Source organism: Nanoarchaeota archaeon, assembly GCA_018897155.1.
Classification (GTDB): domain Archaea; phylum EX4484-52; class EX4484-52; order EX4484-52; family LFW-46; genus LFW-46.
Genome location: JAHILE010000020.1, coordinates 1 through 20570, shown reverse-complemented (window position 1 = coordinate 20570; position 20570 = coordinate 1). Strand labels below are relative to the sequence as shown.

At 40.4% G+C, this 20570-nt stretch carries 21 protein-coding genes; 14 read left to right on the top strand and 7 right to left on the bottom strand.

The genetic code is table 11. The features are described 5' to 3' along the window. Window positions 1-12: 12 nt before the first annotated feature. Window positions 13-657: a winged helix-turn-helix transcriptional regulator gene (locus KKB09_02110; protein MBU4299989.1), complete on the bottom strand. Its 645-nt coding sequence runs from the start codon at window positions 655-657 to the stop codon at window positions 13-15. A 217-nt stretch (window positions 658-874) separates the two neighbouring features. Between KKB09_02110 and KKB09_02105 the strand changes: the two genes are divergently transcribed. The 7 genes from KKB09_02105 to KKB09_02075 all read left to right on the top strand — a co-directional run bounded on the left by KKB09_02105 (window position 875) and on the right by KKB09_02075 (window position 6277). Next, window positions 875-1321 (top strand): hypothetical protein, encoded by a 447-nt coding sequence (locus tag KKB09_02105; GenBank protein ID MBU4299988.1) that lies wholly within the window; start codon window positions 875-877, stop codon window positions 1319-1321. Window positions 1322-1723: 402 nt separating this feature from the next. Then, window positions 1724-2482, top strand: coding sequence for an ABC transporter ATP-binding protein (locus KKB09_02100; protein MBU4299987.1), 759 nt, complete (start codon window positions 1724-1726; stop codon window positions 2480-2482). Further along, window positions 2472-3854 (top strand): COG1361 S-layer family protein, encoded by a 1383-nt coding sequence (locus tag KKB09_02095; GenBank protein ID MBU4299986.1) that lies wholly within the window; start codon window positions 2472-2474, stop codon window positions 3852-3854. Before KKB09_02100 ends, KKB09_02095 begins: the two co-directional genes overlap by 11 nt. Window positions 3855-3986: 132 nt before the next feature. Continuing rightward, complete coding sequence (locus KKB09_02090; GenBank protein MBU4299985.1) at window positions 3987-5237, top strand: ABC transporter permease; 1251 nt, start codon at window positions 3987-3989, stop codon at window positions 5235-5237. A 48-nt stretch (window positions 5238-5285) separates the two neighbouring features. Beyond that, window positions 5286-5498: a DUF4405 domain-containing protein gene (locus KKB09_02085; protein MBU4299984.1), complete on the top strand. Its 213-nt coding sequence runs from the start codon at window positions 5286-5288 to the stop codon at window positions 5496-5498. A gap of 48 nt (window positions 5499-5546) precedes the next feature. Further along, window positions 5547-5915 (top strand): metal-dependent hydrolase, encoded by a 369-nt coding sequence (locus KKB09_02080; protein ID MBU4299983.1) that lies wholly within the window; start codon window positions 5547-5549, stop codon window positions 5913-5915. Continuing rightward, entirely contained in the window at window positions 5906-6277 is a 372-nt protein-coding gene (locus tag KKB09_02075) for a hypothetical protein (protein MBU4299982.1), read from the top strand. The genes KKB09_02080 and KKB09_02075 overlap by 10 nt, the downstream gene beginning before the upstream one ends. Window positions 6278-6366: 89 nt before the next feature. Here the strand turns inward: KKB09_02075 and KKB09_02070 are convergent, their stop codons facing one another. Genes KKB09_02070 through KKB09_02060 form a run of 3 tightly spaced genes read right to left on the bottom strand, consistent with a single transcriptional unit; the run spans window position 6367 to window position 8121 of the window. Continuing rightward, window positions 6367-6942 (bottom strand): DUF99 family protein, encoded by a 576-nt coding sequence (locus KKB09_02070; protein MBU4299981.1) that lies wholly within the window; start codon window positions 6940-6942, stop codon window positions 6367-6369. 43 nt (window positions 6943-6985) lie between these two features. After that, entirely contained in the window at window positions 6986-7945 is a 960-nt protein-coding gene (locus KKB09_02065) for a permease (GenBank protein ID MBU4299980.1), read from the bottom strand. Window positions 7946-7971: 26 nt separating this feature from the next. Next, on the bottom strand, window positions 7972-8121 hold the full coding sequence (locus KKB09_02060) for a hypothetical protein (protein ID MBU4299979.1): 150 nt from the start codon (window positions 8119-8121) through the stop codon (window positions 7972-7974). 34 nt (window positions 8122-8155) lie between these two features. Here KKB09_02060 and KKB09_02055 point away from each other — a divergent pair, with 34 nt between their 5' ends. The 3 genes from KKB09_02055 to KKB09_02045 all read left to right on the top strand — a co-directional run bounded on the left by KKB09_02055 (window position 8156) and on the right by KKB09_02045 (window position 11063). After that, entirely contained in the window at window positions 8156-9403 is a 1248-nt protein-coding gene (locus tag KKB09_02055; protein MBU4299978.1) for an ROK family protein, read from the top strand. A gap of 236 nt (window positions 9404-9639) precedes the next feature. Further along, entirely contained in the window at window positions 9640-10572 is a 933-nt protein-coding gene (locus KKB09_02050; GenBank protein ID MBU4299977.1) for a hypothetical protein, read from the top strand. Window positions 10573-10613: 41 nt separating this feature from the next. Then, window positions 10614-11063 (top strand): hypothetical protein, encoded by a 450-nt coding sequence (locus KKB09_02045; GenBank protein MBU4299976.1) that lies wholly within the window; start codon window positions 10614-10616, stop codon window positions 11061-11063. A 54-nt stretch (window positions 11064-11117) separates the two neighbouring features. Here the strand turns inward: KKB09_02045 and KKB09_02040 are convergent, their stop codons facing one another. The 3 genes from KKB09_02040 to KKB09_02030 all read right to left on the bottom strand — a co-directional run bounded on the left by KKB09_02040 (window position 11118) and on the right by KKB09_02030 (window position 15898). Beyond that, the gene (locus KKB09_02040; protein MBU4299975.1) at window positions 11118-11870 is read right to left on the bottom strand and encodes a hypothetical protein; all 753 of its coding nucleotides are present in this window, start codon (window positions 11868-11870) and stop codon (window positions 11118-11120) included. A gap of 33 nt (window positions 11871-11903) precedes the next feature. After that, complete coding sequence (locus tag KKB09_02035; GenBank protein MBU4299974.1) at window positions 11904-13208, bottom strand: ATP-binding protein; 1305 nt, start codon at window positions 13206-13208, stop codon at window positions 11904-11906. A 347-nt stretch (window positions 13209-13555) separates the two neighbouring features. Next, window positions 13556-15898, bottom strand: a complete 2343-nt coding sequence (locus KKB09_02030; protein MBU4299973.1) for a hypothetical protein — start codon at window positions 15896-15898, stop codon at window positions 13556-13558. 328 nt (window positions 15899-16226) lie between these two features. Between KKB09_02030 and KKB09_02025 the strand changes: the two genes are divergently transcribed. The 4 genes from KKB09_02025 to KKB09_02010 all read left to right on the top strand — a co-directional run. After that, window positions 16227-18155: a type II/IV secretion system ATPase subunit gene (locus tag KKB09_02025; protein ID MBU4299972.1), complete on the top strand. Its 1929-nt coding sequence runs from the start codon at window positions 16227-16229 to the stop codon at window positions 18153-18155. A gap of 162 nt (window positions 18156-18317) precedes the next feature. After that, the gene (locus KKB09_02020; protein ID MBU4299971.1) at window positions 18318-19175 is read left to right on the top strand and encodes a type II secretion system F family protein; all 858 of its coding nucleotides are present in this window, start codon (window positions 18318-18320) and stop codon (window positions 19173-19175) included. 105 nt (window positions 19176-19280) lie between these two features. After that, window positions 19281-20285, top strand: coding sequence for a type II secretion system F family protein (locus KKB09_02015; GenBank protein ID MBU4299970.1), 1005 nt, complete (start codon window positions 19281-19283; stop codon window positions 20283-20285). Between the two features lie 105 nt (window positions 20286-20390). Continuing rightward, window positions 20391-20570, top strand: a 180-nt coding sequence (locus tag KKB09_02010) for a hypothetical protein (GenBank protein MBU4299969.1), incomplete at its 3' end; no start/stop codon positions are given.

Here is a 20570-nt window from a genome sequence, read left to right as displayed (position 1 = left end):
AACACCCCACATTCATTTTTTTAGAAGGATTTCTTTGATATCGTCTGCCATTATGACTCGGTTGGTCTTGCCGTGGCTTTCTGTTTTTATTATGCCTTTTCTTTCAAGATCCTTCAATGTTCTGTGGGTTCTTAACTTGTTCATTCCATTCATCCGGCTTATTTCCGACTGTAAAACCGAGCCGTTTTTTTCAATAAGCTCTTCGAGGATTTTGCGCTCGTTTGAATTAAAGAACTTCAAAACTGCCGCATTATCCATTTTTCCCGTACTTTCTTTTAGAGCACTTTCTTTCGAAAGTGAATTATTTGAATTATTATTTTTATCAATAAGCTTGGATATAATAGCCATATTCTTTTCCAGCTTTTCCTCAAGGCGGCGCGAGATAAAATAATATGTTGCTAAAACTGCCGCAATCATTAATAGAGCGGGAGATATTAGCAACCTGTAAGAAAGAGGGATGGAATTGCGCGATCCCGCATTTCTGAACGTATCATTCATACTAAAATTCATACTAAAAGAATCCGATGCATTCATCTTGCATCTGGGTGCTCGTTCATATTCCCGAACTTCAAATACGTTGGAAAAGAAAACAATCAAAAACATGATTATCGCTACTGCGGAAATAATTAACAGTGTTCGATTATTTTTGATGTTCATACCAATAGTTAGCGAAATGAACTTTATAAACTTTTGAAATTAACTATTTTAACTATTTGTCAGGGTTTCAAAATAATGAAACGTTGTTTTATCCTCTCATTATCATTTGAAGTTTTACAACCGAAGTTGTAAATGGTTTCAGCAAACATTTATATACGGTTTCATTCATATGAAACTAAGAATTCACGTATGGAATTCAAATAATGTGGTGAACGATATGAAAAATATGAAAAAGACAACAATATATGTGGTGGCTTTGGCATTGATCGGAATACTGGGGGCTGCAGGACTTGTATCTGCCTTCGGATTTGGTTTTGCAGACGAACAGCAAAGAACCGCAGTAAGGCAGGCAATCGAAAACAAGGATTTTGCGTCTTGGAAAACTGCGATGTCTGAAACTATGACTCAGGAAAACTTTAACCGGATTGCCGAACGGCACAATAAAATGTTTGATAGAATGGAATTGACAAAAGCAGTGAGGCAGGCCATTGTGGACAAGGACTATGCCGCATATCAGTTGGCCGCGGCAAATCTTGCGAATTCAAACAACGCAATGACTGCGGAAGAATTCAATGCCGTTGCGAATGGATCTACTGAACAGGGCTTTGGAGGGCGATTCGGCCACAAAGGCGGATTTGGCGGAAATTGCATGCGCGGACAATAAGAAAAACACAGCTGTTATGGGGACTTATTTATTAAAATAATTAATATACTTAAGCAAAATTATGTTCCCCATAACCGCATTTATTTTTACAAAGACACCATTATTTGAATTCAATTTTAAACGTTGAAGAAATAAAATAGAATTTGGTGCAAACAATGATTAGATTAATGATATTGACCGGATGGCTCGCATTGTTTGCATCCCCACTATGCTCGTCACATGCACATGTATGAACAGAAATTTTGTAAAGCTAATAAAAACAAAAATAAGTGAACGCATAGTTATCAAACTGTGCGAGTCGCACAAATGGTTCGTATGGCTCGCAATAATTACTGTATTTGTGCATGTCGCATTGGTTGGATAATTTAAGCAATTTTTGATATTAGTATCTTTGGCAATTTTATGAAAACGCAAGTGAAAGCACAAAAATCCTCAGAAAAGGTAATACTCCGCCTTGAAAATGTTTGGAAGATATACAAAATGGGGGCTGTGGAAGTCCCTGCTTTAAGAGGCATAAGCCTTGATATAAAGCAAGGTGATTTTGTAGCGATAACCGGTGCATCAGGCAGCGGCAAGTCGACACTGATGAATTTAATGGGATGCCTTGATACGCCGTCACGCGGGCACATATATCTAAAAACGCAGGATATCAGTACACTAACTGAGTCTGATTTGGCGTCTTTTAGGGGCAGTACAATCGGCTTTGTTTTTCAGCAATATAATCTGATACCGTCGATGTCCGCATTTGAAAATGTTTTGCTTCCATTAGAATTTTTAGAATACAGTGATGAGGATGCGGCGAGGCGGGCGAAAGATATTCTGCATGTTGTGGGCCTTGGCGATAGGATGCATCATCGCCCTACTGAACTTTCCGGAGGCCAGCAGCAAAGAGTATCTGTTGCAAGGAGCCTTGCAGGAAATCCAGAAATACTTCTTGCTGACGAGCCTTCCGGGGCTTTGGATAGCGTAACGGGCAAAAAAATCATGGAGCTTCTTTGCAGGCTTTGGATAGAAGAGGGAAAGACAATTATAATGATAACGCACGAGCTCGCACTTGCAAAATACGCGCGAGTGATTGTTGAGCTGAAAGACGGGCAGATAATAAAAATAACTGAAAACGAATCAATAGGCTGTAATAGGTTGATAAAAAATGAAAATTAAAAAAATTATTGCTTTGATATTGTTGGCAGTGGCGGTGTGCATTCCGTCATCTTATGCCGGCGCGGAAGACTATAGTGCGATTTCCATCAGTCTTGTGAATCAGGACCCTGATCCGGCTATTGCAGGAAATATTATGGATTTGCGTTTGGGTGTGGAGAATACCGGAAGCACTTCTGCAAATAACTTTATGCTCGAACTTGAACCCAAATATCCGTTTGCACTTGTTCCTGGAGATGATCCGGCTCAAAATCTGGGAACTATCAATGCATACCAAATGGGCAGCCAAAATCTAAGAATAGCAAAATACCGTGTTAATGTTGATAAGAACGCCTTTGCAGGAACCTATGAATTGAACCTAAAATATTATGAGGCTGATTCAAATATTGTAGTTTACAAGAAGCTGGCCATCGCAGTCCGGGCCAAAGAGAGCGCGGAAATAATTCACATCGATCAGACATTGCTTGTTCCGGGAAAACAGACCCGCATAAAATTTACAATCAACAATGTCGGAAACTCTCCTTTGAGCGACCTGACATTCAGCTGGGAGAATCCGGATAAAATAATTCTTCCTGTTGGAAGCGATAATACAAAATACATTAAGTATATAGGTATCGGCGACAGCGCCGAGGTCGAATATCAGGTAATTGCGGATACAAATGCAGTTCTTGGATTGTACCAGTTAAATCTGCGCTTAACCTACGCACAGTCAGGGAACAGTTCGGCAAAAACAATTTCAACAATTGCCGGTGTTTATGTCGGCGGAGAAACCGATTTTGATGTGGCTTTTTCAGACAGCTCAAGCGGCTCGACATCATTCAGCATTGCAAATGTAGGGAGCACGCCTGCAAACTCAGTTTCAGTAAGTGTACCTCCACAAATGGGCTGGAGTGTTAGCGGCTCAAATTCAGTTATGATAGGAAACCTGAATAAAGGAGATTACACTGTTGCAAGCTTCAAACTGCAGTCTTCAAGGAGCAATTCGACTTCAACCGGCAATATGGCTTTTCAGAACAGGCGCGCTGCGATAGCTAATGCGACATTCAATGCAACGCAGGACAGGTTCGCGCAAATGTCGGCTAATAGCTCGGCAGGCGCGATTGCGATTCAAGTCGCGTATACAGATACTATGGGAGCAAGGCACGTTCTCGAAAAGAGCGTTACTTTGGGTGCCCAAAGCAATTTGACTGCAAGCGGCAGTGCGTTTTTACAAGGCAGTGCAAGAAGCGCGCCAAGCAGTACATCATCGCCATACACCAACTATATTATTGCAATAGCGGTGCTGGTTGCTCTGGCTTTCGCTTACAGGGAATATAAGAAGCGAAAAAATACATTATCCAGCCCGCGTTTAGGTGCGCATCCACAAAAATACTAAGCAGTGGTCTGTAATGAAACTCCTTTTACTTCATGGAAATTCTTCGAATTTCCAAGCTTTTGAGGCTTCGCCTAAAAATCGCTTTGCTCGTTCAAGGCTTTTCATTTTTATCAAAGCATGGGTGATTTAAAAATGAAAATAACCAAATCCTTCAAGCATGCATTCAATATGGTGCGCCACAGCAAACTTCGAAGCTGGCTTACCATAATCGGCATAGTGATAGGAGTCGCTGCGGTAATTGCCATAGTGTCGCTTGGGGAAGGCATGCAGCAATCGGTGAACTCCCGGCTGACCGGGCTTGGAGCGGATATAATAACTATAACTCCCGGAGCATCCCGCGGAGGAGATATGTTTGTGCAGCGCGGCGGAGGAAGTTTTGGCGGCAGTTCTAGTGGCGCCCAGGCATCAACAAAAGAAACAATATTAGGCAGGGCTGATGTTCAGGCGTTAAGAGGATTGCCGAGCATAGCGCTAATTGATACAAATATTCGGGGAACTGTGAATGTGTCATATCTTGGAAAATCCGGCAGGGTGTCTATGACAGGAGTGGATCAGCGGGTCTGGTCGCAGATAACTGCGAGTAAAATAAGTCAGGGCAGAATGCTTGATTCTGCTGACCAGAATGTCGTTGTTATCGGAGGCAGGCTCGCGTCATCATATTTTAGCCAGCCTCTTGGAATAAATAAAATGATTTCTATAGGCGGCAACGCATTTCGCATTGTGGGTATTCTTGACGACACAAGCACGAATATTTACATGCCCATTCAGATGGCATTTCAGGTTATACCGGACAAGACAACTGATGTTTATGACACCATTGTCGTTAAGGTAAGAGACCAAAATCAGCTGAACGAATCAATAACCAACATTGAGACGAAACTTATGGCAGTGCGGCATGTGTCGCAAAAAACCATGGATTTTTCAGTCTCATCAAACCAGCAGATGCAGCAGACAATGGCATCAACAATGAGCTCTATGACTGCGTTTCTTGCGGCAATAGCGGCAGTCTCACTGATTGTCGGGGCTATTGGCGTAGCGAACACTATGTTTACATCAGTCCTTGAAAAGACAAAAGAGATAGGGATTATGAAAGCGATCGGGGCAAGAAACCGAGATATTCTGACGATATTTCTCATTAATGCAGGGCTTATCGGGCTTATCGGAGGCATACTTGGCGTTGCCCTGGGTGCAGTGCTTTCAAGTTCAATGGCGTCGCTCATTGGCGACATTCCAATGACAAGGGGCGGCGCGATTTCGATAGTTTCATTGAATTCAGTAATCATGGCACTTTCAGTCTCATCAGGCGCAGGGATAATTGCGGGAATGGTTCCTGCCTATCAGGCTTCAAAGCTTAAGCCCGTGGATGCGCTGAGGTATGAGTGATTTTTTTTGAATATCTTTTGAATTGAATTATGCGCTTTGAGGACTGACATGAATCGATTTAAATTGAATTATCTGATTGATACCGGGCTCTTGATTTCCGGGGCGGTTGTAATTATTACAGGAATATTGAAATTGTATTCCGAAAGATCGTTACGCGAAATTCATGATATTTCAGGAGTGTTGTTTACATTCCTTATTTTAGCTCATATTGTTTTGCATTTTGACTGGATAATCAATGCCACAAATAATTTTCGCAAATGATTAGGTAATTATCCGGAATGATTCAACTGAGAACATAATTTATCCGGAATGAAAATCAAAATTAATATACCTGTATCATCATATGATTGTATTACTGAATTGTGTTGTGTTTTTATGGACGGCGTAACACATGCATTATTCCCTTTTCTTGCGAGAAAATATTTCAAAAGAAACCGTGAAAAATGTGCAGCCTTGCTTCTTGGAGGCCTTGCCCAGGATATAGACATATTTCTCTCTTGGATACCGCTTTTCTTCAATACTTTACTGTTGTTTTATCATCGCGGAATCACGCACACATTTATTTTTGGCTTTTTGACTGGCTTACGACTTTCGGGCTCGCGCTTCTTTATCCGTTCAGCCAAGCAAGGTCTTCAGCAGAGCTATTTTTCTATATTAATCTTACTCTTATGCTCATAAGCGCGGCGCTTTTAGGCTATACTCTTTTTAAGAGAAGAAATCTGGTGCTTTTCATAAGTGATAATCGAAAAAATAATTCTCATAAATACAACAAGCCGCACACGCTTCAAGATTCGTCTTCGAGAATGAATGGGCATTATTCAAAGATGTTTGTCGTGCTTCTTTTAGCCATTGTTTTTTTATCGGGACTAAGGTATTATGAAAAAAACGTTACAAGCGATTATTTCAATATTTCACGGGAAAATATTTTTCCGTCTTTTACAAGCCCTTTTGAATGGCGCGTGGTGGATAGAACTGCCGGAACGCTGTATGAATTTGATAGCTTCAATAAATTAGTCATCGGTGAAAGCAATTTCACATAGTCATCGGTGAAAGCAATTTCACAGGAACAAATCCTAACCGGTTCAGGTACGCGCCCAATAGTTGATATTTTCTGTTTTCAAAATACGTTTTAAACACGTCCTCTGCTCTCTCCGTCAACAAGCGCGCCTGCAACAAGATGGGCGATTCTGACAGCTTCAGGCACTGTGGCGCGGACTGTTGAATTTCGGAGAAGAATTTCGGCGTCTTTTGGCGATATTCCCGCGCATTGGAAATAGGTCGTGCAATTCCCGATTTTTAGCGCGTGAATCTTTCCGGCATTTTCTATGATTTTCATGCGCGCATCTTTGTCGGGAAATTTTGACGCGACTGCCTTAAAGCGCGAAGCATCCGGATTTTTCATCGCAGCGATTACAGGGAGGTTCGTAACCTGTGAAATCTTTTTGATGTCTGCAAGATTGAATCCTGCAAAAGATATGCCGTTAAGGAATATGGCGCGCAATTGCCCTTTATGTTTGGGTTTTTGCGCAAGCTCAAGAATTTTTTCCGTTGCGTCAAGGCCGTCAACTTTTATCTTTGCAGTCAGGATGCGGTCGACATACTCGCGCCCGCGTATAATGACGCCTGCAAGAATGCTGTCTTTATCGCCCGGCTTTATCGGGCCGTCGTCAACGCCCATGACTCGAGCTTCGCGTTTTAGAATCATAAATCCTATTAACCCCTGTGGTTAATATATTTCTGTCAAGGGATTATAACATATATTGCAGCATATTGAACAAATAACCGGTGAAAATAATTCCAAGGGCAGTAATGCCGAAAAATATCATTATGAGCTTCAGGTTCATCGCGCGCCGCAGCATGACTGCTTCAGGCATGCTTAATGCGGATGTCGCCATCATGAACGCCAGCGCCGTGCCCAAAGGAACGCCTTTCTGGAAAAGAACCATAGCAATCGGGACAATTGCCGCGCAGCTTCCGTACATAGGGATGCCCAAAAGCGTTACAATCGGCACTGTGAATACGCCGCCTTTGTCAATCATTCCCTGAATAAATTCCGACGGTACGTAGTTGTGGATTAACGCGCCGATTCCGACACCGACAATAACCCAGAGCCCGACTTTTTTGACAATGGAAACCGATTCTTTTAATCCGAAAGCGAGCCGGCCGTTTATCCCGTTATATTTGATTGATTTGCTCGCTTTTGAGTGTGATGTGATTAAATCCTTTGCAAGGTGCTTTTCAAGATTCATGCGCCCGAGAACCATCCCGCATATTGCGCCTAGAATTATGCCGCTTAAAACATATGCTGCAGTGATTTTCCATCCGAAATACCCGAGCATCAGCACAGCCAGATACTCGTTTACCAAAGGCGATGTGATGAGAAAAGAGAAAGCCGCGCCTATCGGAACTCCTGCTTCAAGAAACCCGAGAAAAATAGGGATGGATGAGCATGAGCAAAACGGGGTTATTGCGCCAAATAAAGACGCCGCAACATTTCCTGAGCCGTATTTCCTTGCGCCAAGCCAGTCTTTTATTTTATCCTGGGGAATATAGGTTCTCAGGAATCCTATTAAAAAAATCATGCCAAATAGCAATAATAGTATTTTAACCGAGTCGTAGATGAAAAAATTCAAGGACCGGGCTAATGCTGATGACGCATCAAGGCCTAAAACCGAATACAAGAGCCGGTCCACAATTATTTGGAGCATGAGTTTCCGCCTGAATTACAATAGAATTATTTGGAGCATGATTTGCCGCCCGCTTTGCAACAGCAGCCGGATTTTTCCCTGGACTTCTTTTCAAGTTTCTTGTCCAGTTTATCCATTAAATTCGAAAGAAAGCCCTTTTTCTTTTCAGGCATCTGAATTATTTTCTTTTTAGCCATAAACTATATTAGCAGCTTTGCTTAATATATTGGTATGATGTATTCAATAGCAATCGATTTCGGCGGCACAAAAATCAAGGGCGCGATAGTGGACGGCAAAGGCAAAATCTACACAACCTGCCGCATCCCGACAGAAGCCCAAAAAGGAAGCGGGCGCATTATCGCAAATCTCACAAAAGTCATAAAATTTCTTTCGGATTCCTTTGAAACTGAGCTAAAGGCTAAGCGCGAGGCGCCGGCAAGAAAGATGCAGGCGGATTTCGATGCATTAAAGCAAAAGTTAAAGCTGCCTTCAGATAGCGATTTTTTGAGCCACATAGAGCTGCCGCAAATCAGGATGCCAAAAGAGATTGCGCGGCTTCAGCTGAAAAAAAGCGACATGGATGTAATCTTTCGCGCATTTGAGCTGCGCATAACCGGCGTTGGAATTTCAATGCCGGGATTTACCGACAAATGCGGAAAAGTGATTTTTGGCGGCGGAACGCTGACATCGCTTGTCGGCATAAATCTCAAAAAAGATCTTGAGGAAAGAGTGAAATTCCCTGTCTTTATCGAAAATGACGCAAACTGCTTTGCCCTTGCAGAAGCTGTTCACGGCGCAGGAAAGCGGCACAATATTGTTCTTGGTGTAATCTGGGGAACCGGCATAGGCGGAGGGCTTGTGATTGAGCGCAGGATTTATTCCGGTGCGTTTAAAGACGGGCTTGAGTTCGGGCATATGGTGATAGATCCGACAATAACTTCCGGTGTTCGGTGCGGCTGCGGCCAGTACGGATGCCTTGAGATGCTTGCATCCGGAAAGAACATTTCGAGGCGATATTACGAGTTTGGCGGGAAACTCAAAAATGCCGGAGCGCGGGAAGTGTATTTGTCGCGCGAGCCTGCAGCGAAAAAAGCGTTGGCAGATGCCATACATTATCTTGGAATAGGGCTTGCGGATCTCGTTAATGCATTCAATCCGGAAGTGATTGTTATGGGCGGAAGCGTCAGCAGGTTCCCGAATTCGGTTTACGGCAGGCTGAAAAAAGAAGTGAAAAAATACGCGCTTCCAATGCTTACAAAAAATCTGCATATTGTCCGCTACAAGATTTCCGCAGATGAGGGTATTCTTGGAGCTGCAGAAGTGGTGCGTTATTCCACGCAGCCAAGAATTGATGAAGCTGCTTATGATTTTAGCAAAAGCATGAGTTCTGTAAAGACGTTTGATGATTTTAAGCGGATTTTGCGCGAAAGGGGCGCGTCTTTTGACGGCGCTATTAGGAAATTGGCGCGCGGTAAATGATTTGTTGAAAATTGGTTTTTATCGATAAATTCCTTATTGCTCGATTATAATCGTGTGTTTTGTACCAATCATTTGATTATGATCGAAAGCCAATCAGATTCTGTGTTTTTTCAGTAATTATGGCTAAAAAATACGCGTTGAAAGCTTTAAATACTTGTAACTACTAATAAATGATATAATTAACGCTTATTAGATGGCGCGCATAATAAATATGAATGATTGACTTTCTGCTTGTTATGGCGCTATCCATCATAGGCGTTGTATTGGCTGTTTTGGGTGTTGGCATGGCAAGCGGAAAGAAAATAAAACTTCCTTCAAACTCGATTTTGGATAGTATTGGAAAAGGAATAGGGGTTGTTGCGAAGGTGTCTACTGCCATTGAAGGCGCTTCAAATGTTCTTGAAAAAGATTTTTTTAGCCCAGAACAATTAGAGGCATATAAGCTCGCAAAAGAGAAATACGATCTAGCATCCAATGATTCTGATTTTGCTACTGCGAAAACAGCAGAATTGCTTATGGGACGTGAGAAATTGGATAATTTGCTTAACTGGGCTGAGGTAAGCGGTTATGAAGTCCCTATAACCTATCGTAACTTCGAAGCGATAAGGAGTGCATCAAAGATGCGCTATTCGCATGGCAAATATCCCGGCAGCTCTTCTTTAAGCCCTTTACAAGCCGAAACGATTTATCGAACCGTGAAATATGCTGAAGCTTATGGGCTAGATACTGATAATATAAAGGTTTCAATATCGAATAAGCTTAGCAATAAAACTGAACGAGGCATTTTAAAAACAGTTAACGACAAACATTATGTTTTTATATCAGATCAACTGACGCTAGCGGATCCTGAAGAAACAGGCGAACATGAAATAGCGCACATCGTTAATCCAACTGCCAGTGAAGCGGAGATACACAAATACCTTTTGGACGAGCGTTTGACAGATGTAACTAAAAATTATGGTAAATTAATAGCGCAATTATCACTTCTTGACGAATATAGCAAAAACCCCGGCACATACGAAGAAAACGGAGTAACGAAAAAATATACGGACCTTGTTGATGACTTCAAGAGCATCAGCTCAAAGGGTAAAACATTTCTTGAGGATGCCAAATATCAGAAACTCTTTGAAAGCTACAGAATTAACAAAAAATTCTCTGGAACAACATAAATGTATGCTAACTTTTTATACCCATTCATACAAATAGACTTATGTTTATCGACATGGCATCGATTCAATACAACGTTCTTGGGCAATTTATCCTTCCTTTCATGCTTTTCTTTGCGATTGTCTATGGTTCGCTTAGAACCGGGAATGTCTTTAAGGAACGGCATATCAACAACATAATTGCAGCGGTTGTTGCTTTGATGGCGACTTCATCATCGCAGCTCGTTTCAATGCTTTACGAATTTATGCCTATGATAATCACGCTTCTTGTAGCTCTTTTTGTGATAAATTTGTTCTACCAGCTTCTTGGAAAGCCGGGAGCTGGAGAGTCTAAGAAGAATACTGACGTAATAATGCTGATTGGCGCGCTTCTAATCATTCTTGCAGTTGCTGGAGAAAGCTTCATGCCTGATACATCAATAATGAACCAGACGAATTTGATTTTCTTGTTTGCGCTTCTTGGGATTTTTATTATTTATAAGCGAGCAGGTTAAGATTAGCTTCTTTTGACGAGTTATTAGCACACATCAGAATTTGTCTTAAATTTACTAATATCTTATCCGGTCAATTTCGCGCCTTCTATTGGGGTATATATGTTCTGCATATTTTCTCATTTCACTTGATGATATTTTATTATCTACCATAAGCTCTATCGCTTCGTTGGCAATATGTGTTTGTCTCTCTTGAATTTTTTCCATAAGTTCGCCGACATGTCCCGCAGAACCTGTAACTCCTCTCACTTTTTGAGCTTCTTCTATTTCAAGATCGCAATCGTCATATTTTTTATCCAATATAGTTATTCTTGCTATTGCAGCTTTGCGATCTCCTTTTGTATCTCTATTAATAGTATCGTTTATTTGAGCAAGTTCTCTATTAACTGTATCAGGTAGATCTGCTAAAGACTTAAGATTGCGTGCGTGGTCAAAAAAACCTCCGCCGCTTCCAACTTGCGCGCGTATTTTTCCATCACCCCGTGGAGAATTTTTATCCTTTTTTCCAAAAACGAACCCAAGTGTGTGCCAAAGTATCACAAATACAAGAAGGGGCATTGAAAATGCTGCAAACAACCCATAATATTTATAGTGTATGATGGTGAATGCGGTAATAAACATCATAATTATTTTTACTTTCGTGTTCTCTCCAAATCTTGACCTCCTTATGACTTGGTCAATAAAAAGGTAAATAACTACCATCGGCAGAAGGACCAGATAAACCGCATCGGCAACAGGATCTCCAGTAGGTTGAACGCCTAGAGTGCCCAATAAGCCATTATAAATGTCAATATCAAACGGAAGCGCCATGCCTAAATCTTTGGTCGGGCGCGTATATATAGCTTATTTTGAAAGCAGCCATTTCCAAAGCGGCACGAATACTATCTTTTTGCCATCTATTGTTTCTTCTTTTTCCAAATTATCAGTTATTATTAAACCAGCGTCCAGCTTAAATTTATTTAACGCATTGCATAATGGCTTAATTTCCCGGTTTATTGTGCCTTCATTTTTAAGATTCCAGCAAACTTGAATGGCTTCTGACGGTTTCAATCCTTTTTTTATAATAAAATCAACTTCTCCGCCAGTTTCATCTTTCCAGTAAAATACTTCTTTGCCTCTCCGCTTTAGCTCGATAAATACGACATTTTCAGCAAGCCTTCCAATATCTTCTGAAAATTTGAACGAAACAGCATTTCTTAATCCCGTATCAATTGAATATATCTTTTTCGGATTTGCCGATTGCACTTTTAACGAAGAGGAATATATAGAAACCTGATATATCAAGTATGCTTCAGCCATGAATGAAATATATTCGGATATTGTTTGAATTCCAAGTCCGCTGATATTCCTTAAATTTCTTATACTCAGAGGATTGCATATGTTCGTCATAAGGTATATGCCGGTTTCCTTTGTTTTTCCCGGATCTGTTCGGTATCTATCAACTACATCTTTGTAAATAATATCCTCGAAATATTGATTTAGAAGCCGCCTTTTATTTGACTCATCATTAAAAAATACTTCGGGAAATCCGCCGAATTCAATATATTTTTTCAGATTAAAGCTAATTTTTGATTGAGTTTCCAAAGTTATTGTTTTCAGGTTTTCTATCTTCATTCCGGAAAATTGCAGATATTCATTAAAATCTAAAGGAAATATTTCTAAAGAAAGATTTCTTCCAGTAAGCAATGTCGAATACTCTTTTTTTAATAATGCTGATGAAGATCCGGAAACAAAAAAACCAGCAGCTTGCCGAAGATCATATTTTTTCCGTATCCAGCGTTCCCAGCCTTCTTTTTTTTGTACTTCATCTATGAAAATATGCAACGAATAGGTGGGATTAAGTTCAGACATATATCTTTCATGTATTTCATCAAGTGTATAATGGGCAATACCGGCATCTTCAAAGTTTATGAGCAATATGTCTTTTGGAGCAACTCCTTTTTTCAAAAGGTTGTCTATTACATGATATAGAAGAGTTGATTTTCCGCTTCGTCGGACACCCGTAATTATTTTTATCTCTTTCATGCTTTCAAGGTGTATTATTTCATCTGACTTTTCTCGTTTTACTCCGCAAAGGTTTTCCGGAACTTTTCCGTGTTCCCACCAAGGATTCCAATCCGAAAGAATCTTTATTATATCGCTTCTCATGCAATGTTATTGTACTCCGGAGTTTATAAATGTTACTATGAACAGTTCACTATTGTAATAAAGTGAACTATACACAGTTCACTTTTGAAAAATGCGGTTATAGCTATTGAATGAGAATACCTACCATCTATATGGTGAAGGTTATGGGAAATGTTTCACTGTATGTAGGGTAGCTATTCAATAGAACGCCGACGTATTCACAGAATTCTGCTTATCTGGCTGGAATTTAATTGAAGAATATCCACTAACAACCAGTTATAGAGGCCTATGTTGCCGAATGATAGCGCCATGCATAAATCTTTGGTTGAGATGATATTATAGGTTTTTAGTCAGCTTGATGCTTGACATTATTTTACATGTTTAGCCGCTTCTCCAAGGGCTTCTCCAACTACTGCTTTAGACACAAAGTATTCTTTGCCAAGCTCTCCAATCGGCTTGAGCGCTTCAATTGCTTTTTCAGACAGGCTCTTGTCAGATCCCAAAGCTCTTGCAGTTTCATCCGCTGTTGCAGTTACAATCGCTCCAGCGCCTAAAAGTCCAAGGGCTAACTGTATGTGCGGGTGTGATTTAGATTCTATTGCACTTATGTCAACATCGTATTTATGTTCTTTTTTGGTGAATGCTGATATTTTTGTTCCTACGAAGTCCCACAAGGTGTCAACAAACTTAAAGCTAAAGCCTGAACGGCCGTTGATGTAGTTGTCAAGCGCTTTATATCCACCACTCTCGCGTGTAGTCCATTCAGCCGTGGTGTCGTTGATTTTTTCGCCGAGCTTTGAAGCACCGTGGTAAACATGCATAATCTCTTCAATGCTGTTTGAAGCACCAAAAGCGTGTAAGTCTCGTATATCCCTCCATGTGTAGTTTAAGTCGTCCGCTATGTCTTCAGAATGATTGAGATATACTGCATATCCGAGTCCGAGTTTCAGGGCTTCATCAACACCGATTCGGTTGTTTTTCTTTCTATTGAAGAATCCGCCATAGAGCCATGACGATGCTCTCTTGTGCTTGCCAACAACTTTCTTTTCAAGATCAAAGAATTCCGTTTCTAAATCTGGATCTGCAAGAAGCATTTCCTGGAACATTCCAATACCACCCTGTGCATATGTTCCGACATTGTGATCTTCTACAATTTTGTTATCCTTGCTGAACATTAACCAGTCGAATTCGCCAGTATTGTTGCTTTTGGCATCAAGTTTTGAGCCCATGATGACGTTTTTATAGGCATCTTTGAGCTCTTCGTTCAGTGTTTCAAGAACGCCGTCTTTTACTGAGTCTATGTCTTCCTGAAGCGTTGTTAGCTGTTTAAGAGCATCTTTTCGGGATGCTAAACCATTTATGCGTATCAGTTCATTTTCTATAAAATCTGCAGTTCCATAAGCTTCGTCGATTTTAGAACTTAGATATGCTCCGGAGATTTTTTTGTAGTCTTTGTTCTTTTTTTCAGCATCTGTGAGCGCAGCACCATTTACAAATTTCTTTCCGAATGTTTTGACAACACTTAGCCATGCTCTGTTTAAGTCAGTTGGCGCAGATGTGTAATTACCCAGTTCTTTGCGTTTGTCGTTATAATTTGTTATATCGGTTTTATACGTAGTGAAGTCTGCGGTGTTAAGAACGGTTCCTGATGCAGTGTCAAAAGATGCTTTTTTAGTCTTTAGTTTGTTTATTTTCTTTTCAATTTCGGACTTATTGTCAATTATGACTTCCAAAGGATTTGAATTTGCTGAAAATAGTCCGTTCAACATTGCTAGTTCTGTACTGACTGTAGGATCATTGATATAATCGCTTTCTGCGAGGGTATCTTTATAGAGTGTGATAATATTTTCCGGATATCTGTGTGCGATAGCGGCTAAATATGCAGCATCTTTGAACGCAGGTATATCAGGATCAGGAATTACGGGTCGAGGAGTAAGATTTACTTCTTGAAACTCATTATAGAGTTTTTCGGCAGCCTCAAGATTTGTTTTGTAGGTGTTGAAATTTGCAGTATTGAGTACAGTTCCTGCAGCAGTATCAAACGAAGATTTCTTTGTTTTTAGCTTAGTTATAGCATTTTCAAAAGTCGATTTATTTTTATATATTGCTTCTAAAGAGCTAACACCACCAACGAATACCGCATTTGTTGCATTAAGAATGTCTTTGACTTCTTGATCATTACTATAATCAATATTAGATAAAATATCTTTATAGTCTGACATGGTCTTCTCAGGATATGTTTCATTGATTGCTGATGAAAATGCCGTATTTTTTAGAATGTTTATATTTGCTATTGGTGTTTGAGAAGGGCGATTTAATTCAGCATATTCTTTTTTAAGGTTTACTAATGTAGTTACCTCTTTTGTAGCTGCTTCAGAAATTTCTTTTACTTCCGTTTCAAGTCCTTCCAGAATTCTTTCGGCGCGTTCAAGCTCATGCCAATAAGACTCTCTTTGACCCGCTCTTTCTTTTTGTTGTACGTTAGTCAATCCTGTGAGGTCTATAGGGATGCTATCATATCTTGATTTAGATTCTTTAGCATCTGTAAAGTATGCGGATGCGTTATCTGTATAAATATCGCAGTCAGCTTTAATTTTATTCGAAAATACATCTATGAGTTTTTCCTGTGATAATGTTTGTAGTGTGGCATCAGACAGATACATACCTATCAGATCTGTTACCATACCATCTTTGTTGAAGTGGTTTACCATAGTATCACCAAAATATCATTCCTATCTCGTAACTACCCATATTATGTATTGAACTTGTATATAAAGCTTTTGTAAAGTTACTACCACAAGGTAAATTACGATGGTATTCTATTGGTCGCGCCAGTATATAAAGCTTTCGGTTGTGTTGTTACCTACTAGTTACTTAATATTCTTTGCAGATACGCGCCATTTTCAAAGAACCTCCTTCAGTGCGCACTTCATGAAACGCATTCATAGTTATCGGCGTTTCAAGCCCTTCAAGTTTGCGTTTAATTTCAAATCCCGCAAACATTGAAGGTATATATACAATCGCGCACATTTATTAATTATGTCTCGTGCGGCTTCGGGTAAGGGAAAACACAAAAAAGTGAACCGTCAGGATTCTCAAAAAAAGGCAAAACCCCGGGTAGCGCATAAGCCTGAATCTGGAAAAATCAGACAAGTAAGCGACGATGTAAAAAAAATGCTTGAGGAAATAAAACACACAGTAACCAATCGCAAGCATGTCAGGCGAAGAATTCCTAAAAAAACGAAAACATTTGAGCCCTATAATGCCGTAAAAGAGCAGAATCCAGTCATGCGTGTTTTGCCGCCACACACTGGCGATAAATTGCTTTCTCAGCCATCTAAATCAAAAAATAACACACATTCACCTTTACCGGATGATAAAACCAGCTTGCAGAAAAAAGAGATGGAAACATTTAAGCTCAATACCTGCAGCATGGACACATATATTGTAAGCTCGGATGGCGTACCTGCAGAAGTGTATATCTACTCTCCACCGACAGAATACGTTCCCATATATCGCTTGATATACCCCCAGATCCCAACTGCAACGCATTCAATACTAAATTCGATAAGAGAAGAGCTTATAACTCTTATAAATCTTTCCACAAAAGAGTTTGTTGATCCTACTGCGATAATATCTGTCAAGCAAAAATTCTCCACTAAGGCGCATGAATTGATGAAAAAATATCTTCCCGGAACATCGGAAAATGACGAAAATATTCTTGTGGGATACCTCATTCATGAAATGCTCGGCCTGGGCATAATCGAGCTTCTTCTTGCGGATAATCAGCTTGAGGAGATTGTTATAAATAACAGTAAGGATCCTATTTGGGTATACCATAAAAGACATGGTTGGCTCAAGACAACAGTTATCCTTGAAAATGAAGAATTGATTTACAATTATTCAAGTTCTATCGGCCGACGTGTGGGGCGGCAGATAACTAATCTTTATCCTTTGATGGATGCGCATCTTTACACCGGAGATCGTGTCAATGCGACGCTTTTTCCCATATCTACAGTTGGAAACACAATCACTATCAGAAAATTCGCAAGGTCGCCGTGGACTATAATACATTTATTAGAACCTAAAGTAAAGACTATTTCAACTGAGGCTGTAGCGCTTATCTGGCTTGCGATACAATACGAGCTAAATATCCTTGTTGTCGGAGGTACAGCATCCGGAAAGACTTCTTTTTTGAACACTCTTATGCCGTTTATACCTCCGAATCAAAGAATAATTTCAATAGAAGATACAAGAGAAATAAACCTGCCGAAATTTCTCCAATGGATACCATTTTCATCAAGAGAACCCAATCCCGAAGGCAAGGGCGGCGTCTCAATGCTGGATTTGCTGATGAATTGTCTTCGTATGAGGCCGGATAGGATAATAATCGGTGAAATCAGGCGAGAAAAAGAGGTTGAGGTTATGTTTGAGGCCATAAGGACTGGTCACTCTGCCTATGCAACTTTTCATGCGGATAACGCACATCAGGCATATCAGCGCCTTATGAATCCACCAATCAGCCTTCCTGAAGCCATGCTTAATGCGCTTCATATGGTTGTTGTGCAATACCGGCACAGAAGGCTTGGAATACGGCGCACTCTTGAAGTCGGAGAAATAGTTCCTGTAAGCGCAACTGAAAATAAGCTGAATATAGTGTACCGTTGGAATCCTAAGTCGGATGTTCTTGAAAAAGCTAACAAAACGTTTAGAATATTCAACGAAATAAATATGTATACTGGCATGAATGATGCTGAAATAGAGACGAACCTTAAAGACAAGGAATGTATCCTTAAATGGATGGTCAGTCATGGTATAAAAACAGTCAACAGCGTCGGAAAGGTTTTTGCAGAATATTATAAAAATGATAAAGCAGTGATATCGGCGGCTAGAAGCGATGCAAATCCCGAAGGGATTTTGGGAGCTGAGTTGATGGATGAGGTGCGGCAGGCTGTAGAGAAAAAATAAAGAAATTGCCTAAATTTGTGCAATTTCTATTTTTTTCCATGCGAAGCATGGAAAGCTTCGAACGCGCAACGGCGTGTGAGCTGATTTCCAGTAGAATCCTGGAAAATAACGCACAAATAATTCCATGGCTTTCGGCAGAACTTTCTTATATGGGTGTGTGAAATGTACGAAAAAGACGCAAGATTAAAGGCATCGAAAATGTTTCTTAAGGCAGGTGTTGCGCTGAAGCCCTTTTTTAGCCACCTTAAAATATATTTGATGCAGGTAAAATCGCCGCACGCCCTTGAAGAGCACATTGCTGAGGCGTTATCATCCGGCACGAATATGGGTATGATGGCTGGGGCGGGGCTTGCAGTTGTTGGTATTTCGTCGAATAATGTGCAGATAATTTACATCGGCATTGTTATGGCTCCGGTTCTTTTCCTGTTTTCCTTTTATTCTTCTCTTTATCTTCCAAAAGTAAAGGGATTGAAGCGCGCGAAAGAAATAGAGCGTGAGCTTCCGTATGCTTTGAGGCACTTGCTGATAGAAGTCAAAAGCGGTATTCCGCTTTATAACGGGCTTGTTGCGATATCGGAAAAATATGGCGCAGCCTCTGACGAAATCAGGGATATTGTTGAGGAAATCAACGCCGGCAAATCGGAAATCGAGGCGATAGAAGAAAGTATTTTCAAGAGCCCATCATATAATTTCAGAAGGGCTTTCTGGCAAATACTTAATTCGCTCAAAACTGGAACGGATATAGACGCTTCACTTTCAGCGACAGTCGATGACATAATAAAGCAGCAGCTAATTTCAATAAAGAAATACGGGCAGGAGCTTAATCCGATGACTTTGATGTATATGATGGTTGCTATAATCATTCCGTCACTTGGAATAACTTTCCTGATAGTGCTTTCAATGTTTGCCGGAGGCAGTATAGGGAGTGAGTTATTGGCGGCGGTTATTGTCGGGCTTGCCATATTTCAGGCATTTTTCGTGAACATCATAAAGGATAAAAGACCAAATGTTAAAGTGTGAACAAAAAGTCATATTGTTTAAGGATTGTTTTTTGTTATAGAAACTTGATAATCGGTTATTTGTGATGTTTATTGTGAAGTATAATAATGAGGTGGCATAAAATTTATGTATATCGGAAAATATATTTGCAGCAAACTCCCAAAATCATATGTTGAAACACTAAAATTAGAATCAAAATATGCTGGAATGGAACATGGCTTTGACGAGTTTATAACGTATTTTTATGGCGCTCTTGCAATAGGGGCAACGCTTAATTTTTTATTTCTTTATTTTGTAATCCGAATCACTTTTATATATTCAATGATCCCAACGCTATTTATCATACTTTCCCTGTTTTCCGCACCTTATCTTTTTTTCACAACATTGGCGGACACAAAAAAGCGCGAAATTGAAAGCGTTCTTCCAGATATACTTCTTCTCACCTCAGCAAATATAAAATCCGGCCTTACGATAGATCGCGCCATATTATTCTCCGCAAGGCCCGAATTCGGTATATTGTCCGACCATTTCAAAGCGGCGGCATTCAAAATATATGGTGGCAATTCTGTTGAAGACTCATTGCAGAATATGATGAAAAAAATAAAATCAGATACTCTTGAACACGTTATTGATCTTTTGGCAGAAGGCATAAAAAGCGGAGGGTCTATTGCAAAGCTCCTTGAGGAAACCGCCCTGGATATAAGGAATAGCGAGACGCTTCAGCGTGAGATTAAATCCACTGTCGCAATGTATGTCATGTTCATAATAATCGCAGGCGTTATAGGTGCGCCAATATTATTTGCGGTTTCAACATATATGGTGACTGCCATAGGCTCTATGTGGGGCCAGCAGGCCGGAGGTCCCGACACATCTGAAATGACGTCATCCAGCGGCAGTTTTTTGACAATTTCATCACCTGCTGAATTGGATCCGCAGACATTTTCGAACTTTGCAATGGCAGCTATTCTTATAACGACCTTTTTTTCAGGTCTTTTGATATCTATAATTCAGACCGGAAGCCCGAAACAGGGCATAAAATACGCCCCCATTTTAATGGCTGCCGCCATGGCGCTTTTCCTTGGAGCAAAGGCAATTCTATGGAGTGTTTTCGGTTCAATGCTTGGACTATGAATAGTTCCGCAGCGTTTTTTTGGCATAATCAGCATACCTAAAGTATATAAACTGAGGCAACCATATTAATAGTTACAACTATGCTATCTCGAAGAGGTTATACGTATGAAAGGGAATATAAAACAATCTAGCGTGATGAAAAAAGGACAAGCGGCAACAGAATTCTTAATGACTTACGGCTGGGCAATTCTAGCAATCGTCATTGTCGCCGCAGTCTTGTGGAACATGGGCGTCTTTAAGGGACAATGCGCGAAAACCGCGCCGGTGCAGGTCTTCGGAAGCGGT

Coding starts and splice junctions, on each gene's coding strand:
- KKB09_02110 (MBU4299989.1), bottom strand. CDS start 657: ATGAACATCAAAAATAATCGAACACTGTTAATTATTTCCGCAGTAGCG.
- KKB09_02105 (MBU4299988.1), top strand. CDS start 875: ATGAAAAATATGAAAAAGACAACAATATATGTGGTGGCTTTGGCATTG.
- KKB09_02100 (MBU4299987.1), top strand. CDS start 1,724: ATGAAAACGCAAGTGAAAGCACAAAAATCCTCAGAAAAGGTAATACTC.
- KKB09_02095 (MBU4299986.1), top strand. CDS start 2,472: ATGAAAATTAAAAAAATTATTGCTTTGATATTGTTGGCAGTGGCGGTG.
- KKB09_02090 (MBU4299985.1), top strand. CDS start 3,987: ATGAAAATAACCAAATCCTTCAAGCATGCATTCAATATGGTGCGCCAC.
- KKB09_02085 (MBU4299984.1), top strand. CDS start 5,286: ATGAATCGATTTAAATTGAATTATCTGATTGATACCGGGCTCTTGATT.
- KKB09_02080 (MBU4299983.1), top strand. CDS start 5,547: ATGAAAATCAAAATTAATATACCTGTATCATCATATGATTGTATTACT.
- KKB09_02075 (MBU4299982.1), top strand. CDS start 5,906: ATGCTCATAAGCGCGGCGCTTTTAGGCTATACTCTTTTTAAGAGAAGA.
- KKB09_02070 (MBU4299981.1), bottom strand. CDS start 6,942: ATGATTCTAAAACGCGAAGCTCGAGTCATGGGCGTTGACGACGGCCCG.
- KKB09_02065 (MBU4299980.1), bottom strand. CDS start 7,945: ATGCTCCAAATAATTGTGGACCGGCTCTTGTATTCGGTTTTAGGCCTT.
- KKB09_02060 (MBU4299979.1), bottom strand. CDS start 8,121: ATGGCTAAAAAGAAAATAATTCAGATGCCTGAAAAGAAAAAGGGCTTT.
- KKB09_02055 (MBU4299978.1), top strand. CDS start 8,156: ATGATGTATTCAATAGCAATCGATTTCGGCGGCACAAAAATCAAGGGC.
- KKB09_02050 (MBU4299977.1), top strand. CDS start 9,640: ATGGCGCTATCCATCATAGGCGTTGTATTGGCTGTTTTGGGTGTTGGC.
- KKB09_02045 (MBU4299976.1), top strand. CDS start 10,614: ATGTTTATCGACATGGCATCGATTCAATACAACGTTCTTGGGCAATTT.
- KKB09_02040 (MBU4299975.1), bottom strand. CDS start 11,870: ATGGCGCTTCCGTTTGATATTGACATTTATAATGGCTTATTGGGCACT.
- KKB09_02035 (MBU4299974.1), bottom strand. CDS start 13,208: ATGAGAAGCGATATAATAAAGATTCTTTCGGATTGGAATCCTTGGTGG.
- KKB09_02030 (MBU4299973.1), bottom strand. CDS start 15,898: ATGGTAAACCACTTCAACAAAGATGGTATGGTAACAGATCTGATAGGT.
- KKB09_02025 (MBU4299972.1), top strand. CDS start 16,227: ATGTCTCGTGCGGCTTCGGGTAAGGGAAAACACAAAAAAGTGAACCGT.
- KKB09_02020 (MBU4299971.1), top strand. CDS start 18,318: ATGTACGAAAAAGACGCAAGATTAAAGGCATCGAAAATGTTTCTTAAG.
- KKB09_02015 (MBU4299970.1), top strand. CDS start 19,281: ATGTATATCGGAAAATATATTTGCAGCAAACTCCCAAAATCATATGTT.